This is a genomic window from Rothia sp. HMSC068E02 (genome assembly GCF_001813565.1).
Classification (GTDB): Bacteria; Actinomycetota; Actinomycetes; order Actinomycetales; family Micrococcaceae; genus Rothia.
In genome coordinates this window covers 181,204-197,131 of sequence record NZ_KV812894.1, presented here as the reverse complement: position 1 = coordinate 197,131, position 15,928 = coordinate 181,204, and the positions used below count along the sequence as shown (strand labels likewise).

8 protein-coding genes are annotated in these 15,928 nt (G+C 56.9%); all 8 read left to right on the top strand.

Annotated features, from left to right (window positions below):
- Positions 1–46: 46 nt before the first annotated feature.
- The 8 genes from HMPREF2919_RS08155 to HMPREF2919_RS09310 all read left to right on the top strand — a co-directional run bounded on the left by HMPREF2919_RS08155 (position 47) and on the right by HMPREF2919_RS09310 (position 15,877).
- Positions 47–2,413 (top strand): fibrinogen-like YCDxxxxGGGW domain-containing protein, encoded by a 2,367-nt coding sequence (locus HMPREF2919_RS08155; RefSeq protein ID WP_049341618.1) that lies wholly within the window; start codon positions 47–49, stop codon positions 2,411–2,413.
- A 528-nt stretch (positions 2,414–2,941) separates the two neighbouring features.
- On the top strand, positions 2,942–5,410 hold the full coding sequence (locus tag HMPREF2919_RS08150) for a fibrinogen-like YCDxxxxGGGW domain-containing protein (protein ID WP_070600650.1): 2,469 nt from the start codon (positions 2,942–2,944) through the stop codon (positions 5,408–5,410).
- A gap of 344 nt (positions 5,411–5,754) precedes the next feature.
- Positions 5,755–6,627: a hypothetical protein gene (locus HMPREF2919_RS08145; RefSeq protein WP_070594041.1), complete on the top strand. Its 873-nt coding sequence runs from the start codon at positions 5,755–5,757 to the stop codon at positions 6,625–6,627.
- Positions 6,628–6,747: 120 nt separating this feature from the next.
- The gene (locus tag HMPREF2919_RS08140) at positions 6,748–10,272 is read left to right on the top strand and encodes a fibrinogen-like YCDxxxxGGGW domain-containing protein (protein WP_070644084.1); all 3,525 of its coding nucleotides are present in this window, start codon (positions 6,748–6,750) and stop codon (positions 10,270–10,272) included.
- A gap of 478 nt (positions 10,273–10,750) precedes the next feature.
- Entirely contained in the window at positions 10,751–11,539 is a 789-nt protein-coding gene (locus HMPREF2919_RS08135; RefSeq protein ID WP_070644088.1) for a CDP-alcohol phosphatidyltransferase family protein, read from the top strand.
- An 11-nt stretch (positions 11,540–11,550) separates the two neighbouring features.
- Positions 11,551–12,501: a glycosyltransferase family 2 protein gene (locus HMPREF2919_RS08130; protein WP_049341609.1), complete on the top strand. Its 951-nt coding sequence runs from the start codon at positions 11,551–11,553 to the stop codon at positions 12,499–12,501.
- Positions 12,502–12,518: 17 nt separating this feature from the next.
- Positions 12,519–13,874 (top strand): O-antigen ligase family protein, encoded by a 1,356-nt coding sequence (locus tag HMPREF2919_RS08125; RefSeq protein ID WP_049350001.1) that lies wholly within the window; start codon positions 12,519–12,521, stop codon positions 13,872–13,874.
- Positions 13,871–15,877, top strand: coding sequence for a lipopolysaccharide biosynthesis protein (locus HMPREF2919_RS09310; protein WP_070667150.1), 2,007 nt, complete (start codon positions 13,871–13,873; stop codon positions 15,875–15,877). The genes HMPREF2919_RS08125 and HMPREF2919_RS09310 overlap by 4 nt, the downstream gene beginning before the upstream one ends.
- The last annotated feature ends 51 nt before the right edge of the window (positions 15,878–15,928 follow it).

Genomic DNA, 15,928 nt, shown 5'->3' with positions numbered 1-15,928 from the left:
GTATCTTTCGATGTTTCTTCCGGAACGTCGCATCAGAAAGACGCATATGACAACCACATACACGAACAAACCCACTGAAAAGCCCCATGTCCGTTCATGGTCTGCTAAAAAGTGGGCCGCTTTCGCACTCGCTTTTGGTACCGCTTTCACTGCGGCACCTCTTACTCCTACTACTCCCGCCTCGGCTGCGACCGGAACCCATGATGGTTCCAGCAGCGATAAGGCGGCTGCCTCTTGCTACGAGGTCAAGCAGGTTAATCCTTCTGCCTCCTCTGGCACTTACTGGCTGTACACCCCGCAGATGAGCGGCCCGGCGCAGTTCTACTGCGATCAGGAAACTGATGGCGGCGGCTGGGTCATGATTGGTCGCGGTCGTGAGGGTTGGACCGAGTCTTACAACGGCACCGGCGACCCGAATCAGCTGCACCAGAACCCCACCGGCCCTTCCGCTTTTACTCCGGTCCAGCTTCCCGCAAACACTGTCGATGCGCTGCTGAACGGCATTAAGCCTCAGGACCTTCCCGACGGCATGCGTCTGCACCGTGCTCACAATGCGAGGGGCACTCAGTGGCAGAACGTTTATGTTCAGCGTCCTCAGACTGAGCAGTGGACCTGGGCGATGAGCTACGGTCAGCGTTGGGGCAACGTGAAGTTCACTGGTGCCGGCATTAACCGCACCGCTCATATGGGCGGTTCTCCCTCGGAAATGGCTCCGGGTATTACCACCAGCTCGGTTCGTTTCTTCGCGAACCCGAACCAGGGCTACCAGATTGGTTTTGCGTACGGTTCGCTGGTGAACTTCGGCAATGATCGTGCCGATTCTTATATTTATAAGAAGCGCGGTTCCGCCGGTTATTCCATCCCCTTCACCCAGGTGTTCCTGCGTCCGAAGCTGACTCAGCGTGACTTGAACTTCTCGCAGATTGGTTCTGGCTCTGCCGCTAGCAACCGTCGTGCTCTGCCCAATAGCTACACGATGCCCGTTCGTTGGCGTACCAGTGAGCAGACTGGTACCGGCAAGAAGAACGAGATGAACACCTACGTTCAGGCTATTACTCAGGTGGGCGATACTGTCTTCACCGGTGGCGACTTCAAGTATGTTGAGTCTGCTGGCGGCGAGCGCGTGAACCAGTCGTACCTGGCTGGCTACAACGTGGATTCGGGTGAGCTGGTTCGTTCCTTCCGCCCGACTTTCAACGGTCAGATTAAGGCTCTGGAGGCTCTGCCGAATAACCGCCTGGCGGTTGGTGGCGAGTTCACCGAGGTTAATGGCGAGAAGGTTGATCACTTCGTCATTCTGGATGCGACCACCGGTCAGATTGACCGCACGTGGGATGTGCAGGTTCAGCGCCGTAATGGTGCTGCCGCGCAGGTGAAGACCCTGCTGGTTCAGGATGGTTACCTCTACATTGGCGGTAACTTCACCCATGTAAAGGGCAATACGTCTAAGGCGTACGCTTACTCGCGTGGTGCCGCTCGTATTAAGCTCTCGAACGGTGCGGTGGATTGGAACTGGCGCCCGAACTTTAACGGTACGGTCAACGGTATTACCGCTGCGTCCGATAACTCGACTGTTCACGCTGCGGGTTACTTCACTGAGCTGAATAACCAGCGCGCGTTCCGCCTGGCGGCGCTGAATGGTTCTAACGCTTCGAATATTAAGTGGGAGTGGGAGCCGTCGCTGAAGCTGAACATTACTGACCGCATTGTGTACGCGTTCCAGTTCGATGTTCAGGATGCTGGTTCGACCGTGTGGACTGGCGGCGCTGACCACCTGATTGCGAACTACTCGAAGAACGGTTACGGCCGTATTTCTTCGTCTATCTCTAAGTACGGTGGCGACTGGCAGGATCTGCATCTGAGCGGTAACACCATTTACGGTGCGTGCCACTGCGGTGATGTCCTCTTCGAGGGTTCTACCGGTTACCACACCTACTGGAAGGAATCGAAGGCGGTTCACCGCATGCGCCTGGTCGCGGCGTTTGATAAGGACAGCGGCGAGGTTGTGGGCGAGTTCAGCCCGGTTCTGAAGGGCGCTAGCGGCTACGGTGTCTGGGAGTCCTTCGTGGATTCTCGCGGCAACCTGTGGGTTGGTGGCGACATTAACCGTTCGCTGGGTGCTAATGGTGAGCAGCGCACTGTCGGTTTTGCTCGTTTTGCTCCTCGCGATGTGACCGCCCCGTCGACTCCGTCGAATCTGTCGGTTCAGCGTGATGGCTCGACCGATAAGCTGTCTTGGTCTGGTGTTCGTGAGAGCGGTGCTCGCTACCAGGTGCTGCGTGATGACCGTGTGATTGCTACGGTCTCGGGCACCAGCTACGAGGTTGAGCATACTGATGGCGCTCGCTACTATGTGCGTTCCATCGATGCGTCTGAGAACTTCTCGGCTTCCACGGGAGCTGCTCAGGCTTAGGTCAGATTGTTGATCTAGTTTCTTTGAGCCGCCGCCTGGTTCGGGCTCTGCAGGGTTTGCGGGGTCCGAATCAGGCGGCGGTGCACCCGGGGTGTATGCCCTCTATAGTTTTGGTTCGGTCCGGTTTTCCCAGTTTGCTATCTCTTCGCCCCTGTGGCGGCTATGATGGGTTGGGATTCATTGCGTCGGATGGGTTGCTTCCGTCCTTTCCGATGATGGGCTGAATCTTGATCTGTGGTGTTTCTTCGCTGTTGGTACGACAGAGGAAACTTCACAGATTTTTAGCGTTCCGCTTCGTACGGGTGCGTTGCCACTGTTGGCTTCGTGCGTGAGGGGTGGGGCGTATTCATTCAATTTCCGATAACTACACTCACTGATTCCGGCTACAGACTCGCTGTTAGCGCAGTTCATAACGCTTCCCCCTTACCCCGATGCCTGGTCACTATGCTGTGCCTTGTGTGGGGTGGGTGTTGCTGTGTGAATTGCAGTTTTCTGCTGTGTGCCGGTTGAGGTCTCTAGGAGAGACAAATGAATTTTCTTCCGTTCACGCGTGGAGGGCGCGCGCAGGGTGCTGCTTCCTCCGCTTCTGAGGGCTCTCGCGTAGCTTCTCGCTCCGGGTCCCGTGCTTTGGGTGCGGCGGCTGCTTCTTTTGCGATGGTTGCGGCTTCTTTGGGTCCGATTGCTTCGGGCGCGCAGGCTGCTGATGCACGCTACTATGACGGTTCGTCGAGTGAGCGCGCGGCTGCGAGCTGCTGGGAGGTTAAGCAGAATAATCCGCGTGGCAAGAGCGGCGCGTACTGGCTGTACACCCCTGCGATGAGTGCTCCTGAGCAGTTCTATTGCGATCAGGAAACTGATGGCGGCGGCTGGGTTATGATTGGCCGCGGTCGTGAGAGCTGGACTGAGAACTACTACGGTCGCGGTAATGCCGATCAGCTGTATAAGAACCCGACCGGCTTTGATGCGGTGCAGCTCTCCGGCGTGACCGTGAACGCGCTACTGAACGGTACCCGTCCGCAGGATTTGCCCGATGGCGTGCGTTTCCATCGCGCGATGAACGTTGAGGGCACTACCTGGCAGGATTTTAAGGCTCACCGTGATTCCAGTACCGAATGGACTTGGACTTTGCGTTCAAAGATGTTCTGGTCAAATATTTCGGTCAAAAACACCTGGCAGTACAGTAACCGTTATGACTACGCCAACCGTGGTCAGGTGGCTGGTAACATCTTCACCCATGATTCTGATGATTTCCGTTCCCTGAACTTCGAAGAGAAGGCATCGCAGGGCTACAAGCTGGGCTTCACCTACGGTCGCAACGCCAAGATTACATGGTGGACCGAGACCTACCTGATGAACCGTCCTTCGGCGTATATTTACCGCCCGGCGGATGATTCGACCACTCCCCTGGTATTTACTCAGATGTTCTTGCGCCCGAAGGTGACTCAGAACGATTTGGTGGCTAAGGGTCTGCATGATTATGGCCAGCAGGGCGCTGCGGCAAGTAACCGCCGCGCGCTACCCAATAGCTACTCCGAGAAGTGGAAGTGGCGTACCAGCACTGAGACCGGTACCGGCAAGAAGGGTGAGATGAACACCCAGGTTGAGGCTATCACCGAGGTCGGTGGCGCTGTCTTTACCGGTGGCGATTTCGCGTACGTTGAGTCGGCAAGCGGTGAGAAGGTTGAGCAGGCTTTCTTGGCTGGTTACGAGGTGGGTACCGGCGAGCTGCGCCGTTCCTTCCGCCCGAAGATTAACGGTCAGGTGAAGTCGGTTGAGGCTCTGCCGAACGGCCTGCTTGCTGTGGGTGGTTCTTTCGACCAGGTGAACGGCGAGTACTACAACGGTTTTGTAATTCTGGATCCGCAGACCGGTCAGGTTGCTAAGGACTGGGATATCCGCGTGGTTAGCCGCATTGCTTCCGTACCGGTACAGATTAAGACCCTGCACGTGCGTGATGGCTACCTGTACATTGGTGGTTCCTTCACTCACTTGAAGGGCCAGACCTCCCCCACCTACGCGTATGCGAGGAACCTGGCTCGCATTAAGTTGAGCAACGGTGAGGTGGACTGGAACTGGCGTCCGGTCTTTAATGGCACAGTTAACGGCGTGAGCGCTTCTGAGGGCAATGCCGATGTGTACGTCGCTGGTTACTTCACCCAGCTGAATAACCAGGAGGCGTTCCGTCTCGCTCATATGCAAGGCAGTAGCACGAACCCGGTGGCTTGGCACCACCGTCCTTCGTACACCCCCAAGAATGCCCAAACCTGGGATTTGAAAAACGAGCGCAGGATGTGGGGCTTCCAGTTCGATGTTCAGGATGCTGGTTCCTCCGTCTGGGTGGGTGGCACCGAGCATATGATTACCCGTTACGAGAAGTCGAGCATGCGTCGCACAGACAGTGCGATTACTCGTGAGGGTGGCGACTTCCAGGATCTGCACCTGAGCGGTAACACCATTTACGGTGCGTGCCACTGCGGCGATTTCCTCTTCCAGGGCGCAGACACTGTCTATTCGGAGTGGGAGAACGCGACTAATGCTCAGACCATTCGCCTGGTAGCTGCGTTCGATAAGGACAGCGGCAAGATGCTGCCGGAGTTCGCCCCGATTATGAACGGCGCGTATGGCTACGGTGTGTGGGAGTCCTTCGTGGATTCCACCGGCACTCTGTGGGTTGGTGGCGATATCCGTAAGTCGCTGGGTGCTAACGGCGTGCAGCAGACCGTTGGTTTCGCACGTTATGCACCTCGCGATGTAACGCCTCCGGCTCCCCCGAGCAACCTGAAGGTTACGACGAACGGCTCCAAGGATCAGCTGACCTGGTCGGGTATTTCCGAGCATAGGGTGAAGTATCAGGTTCTGCGCGATGATCGTCCTATTGCGACGGTTACGGGCACGAGCTATTCGGTGGATCACCGCGACGGCGCCCGCTACTATGTGCGTGCGGTAGATACTGCGGATAACTATTCGGCAAGTACCGAGGCTGCTCAGGCGGCATAACCCCTCATCAGGGCGATATTCACTTTTATGACAAATAATTTTAGTGATGTTCGCCCTATTCTCCCGGGCTGGTTTTAAACCAGCCCGGGATTTTTTTGCACATAGTGAATCTATTTCATTCATTTACATGAAGGTTTTTTCATGCAGAGATATATACTTACCTTCTAATCGAGTCAAAATAGAGCATTAGTTAGGGCTTATTCTCATCATTTATAAAAACGTTATTTTTGCGGGTCTAAGTATTTTCCCAGCTTTGCGTGTTAGCCTTTAGGTGCCTTACCTTCGTGCGAGGTATTATCTTCCGGAATATAGTCATTCTCACTCCAACCACTAAAGAGGCTTCCATGTCAGTGTTCTTCAAGTACCCCTCCCGGTCCCGCCTTCTGGGCACCTTGGGTACCGTTGCGGTATCCACCCTGGTCCTGAGCGCTTGCGCTACTGAAAACCCGAGCTCCGATAGCTCTTCGCCTGCTTCTGCGTCCGCGAGCGTTTCCGCGTCGGCGCATGCTTCCTCAAACAAGTCTTCGAGCGCTTCCCCCCAGGTTTCTGAGCAGGGCACCGCAGAAGCATCCGCCAATGCTTCCTCTGGGGCTTCGGCTGAGGCAAAGGATGGGGCAAAGAGTGAGGCGACCTCTTCTGACGGCCAGAAGCTTGAAGAGATTTACACTGGCGCTGAAGAGATGAGGAACGCTTCTTCCGTACCTGTTGACGCTGAAGAAGTTAAGAAGACTACCGAACTGGTTAACTCTTTTGAGACCATTCTGACCAAGGTGAAGGCAGCCCCCTCTGCTGAGGCTTCGCCTGAGCGTGCCGCTGATCCGACCAGCGACGAAGAGGCTGAGCAACAGAACGTTGAGCGGGCCCGCGCTGTTCTCGATGATGAGACGATTCGCTCCATCGAGGCCGTGGCTGTTGATTCCGCTGCCGCTGAGTTTGCCGTGCAGGCTTCCGAGTACGCACTGGCTGGCTGGCACTATGAAGGTTCTTCCACTGTCGTGGGCACTCCCCGTATGACTGAAACCCAGTACAAGGGTCAGCCCGCGCGCATGCTGGAAGTATGCATGGATTCTTCCTCTGTGAAGATCTATGACGAGAATAATCAGCCCGTTAAGGATGACAATTCTCCGAAGCGTTCACTCAATATTTACACCCTCGTTCAGGTCGATGGTCAGTGGAAGATTGCGACCCATGATTTCCCGAACAATCCTGATTGTTAGGGTCTAATTAAAGATGCCGGTTTCCAGCTATGATTCGCTGGAACCCGCGCATTATCATCCATAGCGCATTAATGTTGATGCGCACTCGATAACATTTCTTGGCATTCATTTGGAGATATTATGAAAGCCCACCTTGGCATGACGGGCTCTGGCTTTTCACGTTCTGCTATAACTCGCTCAACTCTTTGCTTGAGCATTGCTACGGCGTTGGCTTTGCCCGTAGCTATCCCCGCTATTACGCCGAGTACCGCTGTCGAACAGACTGCGGAAAAAAGGGACTCTGCTTTCTACAATGGCACGACCTCCGAGCGTGCTGCCGCTAGCTGTTGGGAAGCCAAGCAGGCTAACCCCGAGGCAAAGAGCGGCGCCTATTGGCTGTACACTCCTTCGATGAGTCAGCCGACTCAGTTCTACTGCGATCAGGAAACTGATGGTGGCGGCTGGGTCAAGATTGGTGAGGGCCGCGACGGCTGGACTGAAAACTATGAAGGTCAGGGTGACACTTCGCAGCTCTACAGCGATGCCGCACCCGCATCTTCCGGTATGACTCTTGAACAGGGCAAAGCTCTGAGCTCCCTGCCCGCCGCGAAGACCCCGATTCAGCTTTCGGGTACCACCATTTCGCAGTTGCTCAACGGCACCCGCCCCGATCAGTTGCCCGATGGTTACCGTTTCCGTCGCGCGCTGAACACCTCGGGCACCAAGTGGCAGGAGGCGACGGTTGACCGCCGTCAGACCTCCGAGTGGACCTGGGCTCTGCGTTCGAACGCTGTCTGGTCTAATGCGATCGTCACGAACCCTGACGAGTTCTCTTCCTACAATGAAAATGGCCGCAGGGACTGGCCTGATGGCACGTGGGAAGACCACATTCTGCGTGGACAGAACAACGGCTTCAAGACTTTGATGTTTGATGAGTTGGCGTCCCAGGATTACCGTATGGGTTTCCGTTACGGTGCAAACTCTCCCATTTCGCAGGATGGCTCTGAGCCGGCAATCACCGATGCGCGGAACTCCTACATCTACGGTAAGGAAAGCAACGGTGAGGCCTCTTTCGGTTACACCCAGATGTTCCTGCGCCCGAAGCTGACCCAGAATGATTTGAACCTGGGCGCTATCCCGGATTCCGGTACCCCGGCGAGCGCTCGTCGTGCCCTGCCCAATAGCCGTTCGGCGGATTGGCGCTGGCGAACCAGCGCCAGGACCGCCTCCGGTAAAACCGGCGAAATGAACACCTACGTTGAGGCCATTACCGAGGTCGATCACGGTAACGGCACCTCCAGCGTGTTTATTGGTGGCGACTTCGAGTACCTTGAGTCCTCTACCGGTGAGCGTGTTGCGCAATCTAATATTGCTGCTTTTGACCCGGTGACCGGCGAGTTGCGCCGCGATTTTAAGCTGACTGTTGACGGTCAGGTGAAGGCTGTTGAGGCTCTGCCGAATAACCGTTTGGCTGTTGGCGGTAACTTCAAGCTTGTTAACGGTGAGAAGCATGAGAGCTTCGTCGTTGTTGACGCCACAACCGGTGAAGTTGCCCCTGAATGGGCCCAGGTTAAAGTCGAAGATCGCATTCGTACCGAGGTCATGACGGTGAAGACCATTCACCGTCAGGGTGACTACGTGTATATTGGCGGCACCTTTACCCACATTTATGAAAGTGAAAAGGCGGGTGAGGCGTATTCGCGCAATATTGCCCGTTTTAAGTTGGGCGAGCCTTCTAACGGTGTGCCCGGTATTGTGAGTATAGACCGTAACTGGCGCCAGGTGTTCAACGGTACTGTCAACGGTATTAGCGCCTCCGCTGATAACTCTCATGTTTACGTAGCCGGTTACTTCACCTGGCTCAACGGTGGCCTTGCCTACCGCGTGGCTGATATTACTCAGCATATGCAGAAGGGCAGCCCGTGGGCGTACCAGCAGTCTGAGATTCCTGCTGGCGCTAATGTCTCTGACCTGCGTAATGAAACCAAAATTTGGGGTTTCCAGTTCGACGTCCAGGATGCCGGTACCGGCGTCTGGGTGGGCGGTACTGAGCACCTCATCTCTCGTTACGATAAGGCGTCCTTGACCCCCACCTACACCGCGATTACCCGCGATGGTGGAGACTTCCAGGATCTGCACCTGCACGGTAACACCATCTACGGCGCCTGCCACTGCGGCGACTTCCTCTACCAGGATTCGCGTAACAAGCGGACCCCCGTGGGCGGTTCGAGCGTGATTCACTCGGTCAAGCTGGTTGCTGCTTTCGATAAGGACAGCGGTAAGATGCTGCCGGAGTTCTCCCCTGCTATTAAGGGTGACCACGGATTCGGTATCTGGGAGTCTTTCGTGGATTCGAAGGGCACCCTGTGGGTTGGCGGCGATATTCACCGTTCGCTGGGTGTTCACGGTACTCAGGATACCGTCGGTTTTGCGCGCTTTGAGGCCCGCGATGTGACTCCTCCGGCTACCCCGCAGAACCTGCAGGTTGAGCTGAAGGACGATAAGGACGTTCTGACCTGGGATGCTGTACAGGATACCGGTAGTGTCCGCTACCAGATTCTGCGTGATGACCGCGTCATTGCTAGCACTTCGGGTACGAAGTTCGAGATTGACCACACCGATAACGCACGTTACTTTGTGCGCGCTGTGGATAGCTCGGATAACTACTCTGCGTCCACTCCGGTCCAGGTAGCTCCGGTGCGACCGACTCCTACCCCCACGGAGACCGCGACCGCAACGCCTACCGCTGACCCGACTGCTACTGCAGACCCCACGGCAAGTGCTGACCCGACCGCGAGCGCTGACCCCAGTGCTTCGGCAAGCGCTACCCCGAGTGCAGAAGCGACTACTGAGGTACCGAAGGTCCAGGATCCGGACCCGAAGGTTGAGGAGCCTAAGCCCGCCGATCCCAAGCCTGAGAATCCGAAGGAAGAAGCCGCTAAGGACCAGATTGTTCTGCCCTACGCCTCGGATTGGAAGTACATGGTCTCTACCCAGGCTCCCAACCGTAAGTACGGTTGGAAGTACAACTTCCACTTCAGCCTGGAAGATATTGCGCAGGAAGCATGGCAGACCGGCAAGACCCCGATTGGGGTCGGTACTGGTAACCTCAACACCTCCGTTAAGGTTCCGCTCGTGCGTTCCCGCCACAATATCTACGCCTACACCACCATCCAGCTCACTCGTGAGCAGGCCAGCCGTGATCTCGTGCTGACCACTTACGCGGATGACGCTATTGCGGTGGGTGTCAACGGTGAAGAGGTTGGTCGTTCCAACTTTGACACTCGTGGAAAGCTGTGGAATAGCGCGATTGCATCGAGCTCGATTGATACCGCTACGGCTCAGAAGACTCCGGTGACCTTCACCGTTCCTTCTTCCAAGCTGAAGGTTGGCGAGAACCTCATCGCAGTTGAGGTTCATCCGGGCATCAGTCGACGAAACGTTCGCCCGAATGTAAGCTTCGACATGCAGGCAATCGCTAAGGCACCGGTTGCTGAGCAGCCTGCCGAGAAGGAAGCTGACAAGGAGGCGGATGCTCCCGCCGCACACGAGGCTGAGCAGCCCGTGGTCGACAACGCGAACAACGCGGCAGCCGGCCAGGGCGAGCGACGCATCGTCAATAACGGAGTCGGAACCCGCGTTCCGATGCAGTCTCGAAGGAACTAATACCTTCTAGATAATCTCAGCTAAATGGGGTTTGATTTTCTGAATGATTCAGGAAATCAAACCCCATTTGCGTATATTCCCCACTTTTCCGTGTTTTTTGCATCATTTATTCCCATTATTTGTGCTTCTGTCATGTGCCTCTCTGCACAATGTTCAGAAATGTTTTCTAAATCCACAATTCACGAGAACAAAGCGCCGATAACCCCCTCTAACAGCACACCAAGCCTACCCGAAGGATCCCGCAAATCTGCACCAAAGCGCATTGTCAGAGGGTTTTTACGACACAATTGTTGACCCTGACCACACGCCCCCTGTTGCACTTCATCTCGTTGTAAAATATCTATATAGTGGTGTACGTGAAAAAAGGGACCAACCACCTCTTTTTTCGCGTGCGAGACTTCCGGACTTTCTCGCAACCACCCCGAAAGGGAGTAATTCACTCTCCTTCACTCCTCTCACCGATTAAAAAGGAATGTGCATGTCCACCTCTGAGGCACCTCACGCCCCGAACTCCGCGCCCGCATCGGGATTTTCTGCGAAGTTTTCTCACACCCTGCGCTCTCTTGAAGCAGCGCAGAAGCCCGGCATTGGCGTTCCCGCCTACACCCGCTGGGTCAACCGCCGAGTAGCACGCTACTTCGCCGCGGCAGCTGTCGCTCTGGGCATCACCCCCAACGGCGTCACCGCGATTTCCGCTGCATGTTCCGCTGCAGGCCTCATCGTTCTGATTACCTGCCCGCCCAGCGTTGGTGTAGGTATCTGCGTTGCCCTGCTTTTCGCGCTCGGTTACGGTCTGGACTCCGCTGACGGCCAGGTTGCTCGCGTGACCGGCGCGTCCTCCCCCGCCGGTGAGTGGCTCGACCACGTGGTCGACTCCATCCGCGTGCCTTCCGTGCACATGGCAACCCTGCTCTCCTTCCTGCTGTACCCGGCGCACTACTCCTTTACCGGCTCCAGCGCATTCAACGGCTGGATCATTGCGATGCCGATGATTTTCACCGCGCTGACCGCAGGTCACTTCATGAGCCAGATTCTTGCTGAGCAGCTGCGCAATAACCGCAAGACCGCCGCTCCCCCGACCGGTGGCCCCCTGCGCTCCTTCATCAACCTGCACATGGACGCTGGCACCCTCTGCTGGATTTACATTTTCCTTGGCTTCGGCCCGGTATTCGTCATCGTCTATGCGCTGCTTCTGCTGGCTAACGCCGCAACCGTCCTGCTGTCCATGCGTCGCAAATACGTTAGCCTCGCGACCCCCGCTGAGTAAGGAGAATCCCAATGATGCACTTCACCTCTCGCACCCCTGCTGTTTCCGCCGTTATCGCAACCAACGGCAAGCGCCCCGAACTGCTGCGCGTGGCTGTCCGCTCCATCCTTGAGCAGAGCTACCGCGGTTTCGTTGAAGTTGTTGTTGTCTTTGACCGTGTTGAGCCCGACCGCCTCGAGGACATTGAGGTCGGCGAAAACCGTGCCCTGAAGATTGTCTCCAACACCCGCTCCGGCGGTCTGGCTGGCGGCCGCAACAGCGGCATCATCGCCTCCAGCGGCGAGATGATTGGCTTCTGCGATGATGACGACTACTGGATGCCTTCCAAGCTCACCCAGCAGGTCGCTCTCTGGCGCGAAAACCCCGAAGCAACCGCTATCTCTTCGGGTATTACCGTCCGCTCCGGTGGTCAGGATATCGTGCGCCTGGCGCCCGAGCGCGCAACCTTCGCTGACTTCCTGCGTTCGCGCATTACCGAAATTCACCCCTCCGCCATGCTGTACTCCCGCGAGGATCTGCTCGGCGTTGACGGTAAGCCCGCCCGCATCGGCCTGGTCGATGAGGAACTGCCCGCCGCCTACGGTGAAGACTACGACCTGCTGCTGCGTGCAACCCGTCACGGCGATGTACTGAGCGTGCCCGAACCGCTGATTCTGGTGCTCTGGGACCGCCCTTCCTTCTTCTCCGGCAAGTGGCAGTCCATGGTTGACGGTCTGAGCTACATTCTGCGTAAGTTCCCTGAATTCGAGCAGGATCCCAAGGGTCTGGCACGTATCGCCGGTCAGATTGCGTACGCTCAGGCGTCGCTGGGCAACAACAAGGAGGCGCGCGCGTACGCTCGCGCGGCTCTGCGCCGCGACCCCATGCAGCTTCGTGCTTGGGCGGCGTATGTTGTGTCCACCGGTCTTATTAAGCCCGCCACTCTTCTTGATCTCGTCCAGAAGACCGGTCGAGGTCTCTAACCAGGTATCGCACAGACATGGTTTCCTCTTCCGTTCTTTCCTCTCCGGGCACTTCGCCTACGGGGCTGAAGGATTCCGCCGGATCGGATAGTACTCCGCCCAGCGGTATTCTGCGTGCCCGCGCACGCATCCGCCCGTTGTCTACGGCGCAGAAGAAGCTCCCGGCCTGGCCTCTGCTGGCATTGCTGTACGGCTTCCCGGCGCTGTGGGCTTTGGGTGTGCTTCAGATTGCACCGCTGGTACTGGCAGCGATCATGCTTTTTTACCTCATTATTCGAGGTAATGTGCGTGTGCCCGGTTCCCTGTGGGTGTGGGGCGCGTTCTGCGTGTGGGTTGTTGTTGCGGCGCTTGCGCTGACCCGTTCCACCGACATTATTGGTTGGGGTCTGCGCTTTGTGAATATTCTCAGTGCAGGTATTTACGCCCTGTACTACTACAACGCGCGATCCTCTATTAGCATCAATAGGCTGCTGGGCGGTCTGGCGACCCTGTGGGTGACCCTCATTGTCCTGGGTTACGGCGGCGTTCTCTTCCCTGAGTTCCGTCTGCGTACCCCGATGAGCTTCATCATGCCTTCTGGTTTTATGCAGAATCCGCTGGTGCGTGACTACATGCTTCCTCCCCTGGCTGAGGTTCAGCGCCCGTGGGGCGCTCCCGAGGCGTATATTCGCCCCTCCGCGCCGTTCCCCTACGCGAATAGTTGGGGTCTGGCGTACACTCTGCTCACCCCGGTGATGCTGGCGTGCTTGCTTCGCCTGCATTCCATCTGGCTGCGTATTGCGTTGCTGATTGGTATGGCGCTTTCTACTGTGCCTGCGATTGCGACCAGTAACCGCGGCATGTTCATTGGTCTAGGTATCAGCGCAGCGTACGTACTGCTGCGTCAGTTCCTTGCGGCTAATTGGCGTGCTGTGGGTACGGGTGTTGCGGCGATTACGGCTGTGGTTGTGGCGCTCTTTGCGTCGGGCACCGTGGATAACATTCTGGGTCGTCAGGACTACTCTGACTCCACCGGTGGCCGTGCGGCGCTCTACCGCGCCACCTGGAAGGCGACCTTGGAGTCCCCGATTATTGGTTACGGCACTCCGCGTATGGAACCGAGCATTGGCGTGTCAATGGGTACCCAGGGGTACCTGTGGACTCTGATGTTCTGCTTCGGCTTCGTGGGTCTGGCGCTGTTCGCGCTCTTCATGGTGTGCACTGTAGCAGGCGGCGCACGAGTGAAGACCACCTCCGGGTACTGGCTGCATAGCGTGCCGGTCGCGTGCTGCGTCGTCTTTATTTTCTACAGCTTCGATATTGCTCAGATGACCATTCTGATGCTCGCATCGATGGCGTGCATTCGTTCCATTCGGGATGGTGAGGGGCTATGACGAAGAATCAGTCCCCTCGTGGTTTAGATACTTCTGCGGTTTCATCTTTCGAGGATGCGTATTCGACGGGTGGTCATCCTAGCCGCCGTGCGCGTCTGCGTGAGAGCGGCGAGTACATCGAGCCGGTAGTGGAGCAGGGCGAATCGCTGGCTGAGTCTTCTGCCGATGAGTTTGCTCCGACGGTGGACGATATCCGTTCCGGTCGTTTTCCTGCGACCACGGCGCTGTCGATTGTGCCTCCGGCTCGAGGCTTTGCTTCCGAAGAGTTACTGCCCGATTCTTTGGAGGCGGGTTCTTCGGAGTCAGGTACTTCGACTGCTGGTTCCTCAGCGGCAAACGCTACCGCTGTAGTGGGTGCTCATCTGTCCGGTTCCCGGCGGGTTGCCTCGGCTACTGCTGAGTCTGTAGAAAAGGTGCAGGAAGAAAAGACTCCGAATGAGAAGGCTAAGCCTTCCGCGTCAGGTGCTCAGGCAGATAGCGCATCCGCGAAGAGCGTGCCGGTTAAGAAAGCTCCCGGAAAGGCTAAGCAGCCCAGCCTGGCAAAGAGCGGCTCTCTTGCTTCTCTGTGCGTGATGTACGGCGCGGGTATCGCGTTCGTGACCACGATGGTGGTGTCGAACGGTATTGGTGCTGAGGGTTCGGGCGAGTTTTTCCGTCTGATGGCGTTGTTCGCGATTGCGATTTCGCTGGTGACTTTCGGCGCGGATACGGGCTTGGTTCGTACGATGAGTGCTCAGCGTGCGCTGGGTCGTTACGGTGTGCTTCCGCAGCTGATCCGTTACGGTCTGATTCCTTCGCTGGTGACTTCGGTGCTTCTGGTGGCGGGTGTGTACATCTACACCGGGATTGTGCCGATGGCTCCCCAGTATCAGGCGGCGATGCGTGTCAGTTCGGCTTTCGTGCTGATAGCGGCGCTGATGACGGTGTTCTTCGGCGCTCTGCGTGGCCTGCATCGTGTGGTGACCTTTACGCTCCTGCAGAATGTTCTGCTTCCCACTCTGCGTTTTGCGGCGGTGGGTTTGGTTGTTCTGTTCTCGGGTCAGCTCATGGATTTGGTGTACGCCTGGACCATCCCGGTGGCGATTACTGCGGTGGTTGCCCTGTGGCTTTTGGAGCGGGCGTTCCCTTCCGAGGAGCATGTGGAGGTTCTTTCTTCTGAGGATTCTCCGCCTGAGACGTTCCGTTCGTTCTGGGGTTTCAGCTCTGCACGCGGTGTCGCTACCATTGTGGAAACCATCCTGGAGTGGATTGACGTGCTGGTGGTGACGGCGTTCTTGGGTGCCGCTGCCGGTGGTATCTATGGTGCTGTGAACCGTTGTGTTCGTGTGGGCACCATGATTGAGCACACCGGACGCGTGGTGACCGGACCGTCGATTAGTGCGGCGTTGGCTACCCGTCAGCTAGATCGTGCTCGAGAGATTTTCTTGTCGACCACTCGCGTGTTGACTGCTCTGTCGTGGCCGTTCTACCTCTCCCTGGCGTTCTTTGGTCCGGTGCTGTTGCATTTCTTCGGTAAGGGCTTTGAGGCTGGCGCCGGTATTCTCTGGGTGATTTGCCCGGCGGCGATGCTGTCGATGAGCGCCGGTGGCGTGCAGTCCGTTCTGCTGATGAGCGGTAAGAGCCGCTGGCAGCTGTTGAACAAACTCTCCTCGCTGGTGGTGGCTGTGACCTTGAACTTCACCTTGGTTCCGGTTTGGGGCTTGTACGGTGCGGTGACGGCGTGGGCGTCTGCTCTGCTGATTGACACCTTCCTGGCGAGCTACCAGGTATTCCGCCTCGTTGGTATTCGCGCTTCGGTTCGCGAGATGGCTCCGTCACTCTTCTTGGGTGCGGCTGTTCCGACGGTGTGCGCTCTGGCGTCTTTGGCTTTCTTGGGTCAGAGCGTGCTGGGCGTCATCGTGTACGTGGTGCTGCTCGTTCCGGTGTACGGTGCGGTACTGTACCGCTTCCGTAAGGCTCTCGGTATTGAGCGTTTCCTTTCCGCCCGCCGCGCGAAGTCTTAGCCTTCCGCTTCTTCTACGTTTTTCTCCGATATTTAGTGTCCGTTTCTCTTC

Bases quoted from the DNA above. Each gene is read 5' to 3' on its own strand.
- HMPREF2919_RS08155 (WP_049341618.1), top strand. From the start codon at position 47: ATGACAACCACATACACGAACAAACCCACTGAAAAGCCCCATGTCCGT.
- HMPREF2919_RS08150 (WP_070600650.1), top strand. From the start codon at position 2,942: ATGAATTTTCTTCCGTTCACGCGTGGAGGGCGCGCGCAGGGTGCTGCT.
- HMPREF2919_RS08145 (WP_070594041.1), top strand. From the start codon at position 5,755: ATGTCAGTGTTCTTCAAGTACCCCTCCCGGTCCCGCCTTCTGGGCACC.
- HMPREF2919_RS08140 (WP_070644084.1), top strand. From the start codon at position 6,748: ATGAAAGCCCACCTTGGCATGACGGGCTCTGGCTTTTCACGTTCTGCT.
- HMPREF2919_RS08135 (WP_070644088.1), top strand. From the start codon at position 10,751: ATGTCCACCTCTGAGGCACCTCACGCCCCGAACTCCGCGCCCGCATCG.
- HMPREF2919_RS08130 (WP_049341609.1), top strand. From the start codon at position 11,551: ATGATGCACTTCACCTCTCGCACCCCTGCTGTTTCCGCCGTTATCGCA.
- HMPREF2919_RS08125 (WP_049350001.1), top strand. From the start codon at position 12,519: ATGGTTTCCTCTTCCGTTCTTTCCTCTCCGGGCACTTCGCCTACGGGG.
- HMPREF2919_RS09310 (WP_070667150.1), top strand. From the start codon at position 13,871: ATGACGAAGAATCAGTCCCCTCGTGGTTTAGATACTTCTGCGGTTTCA.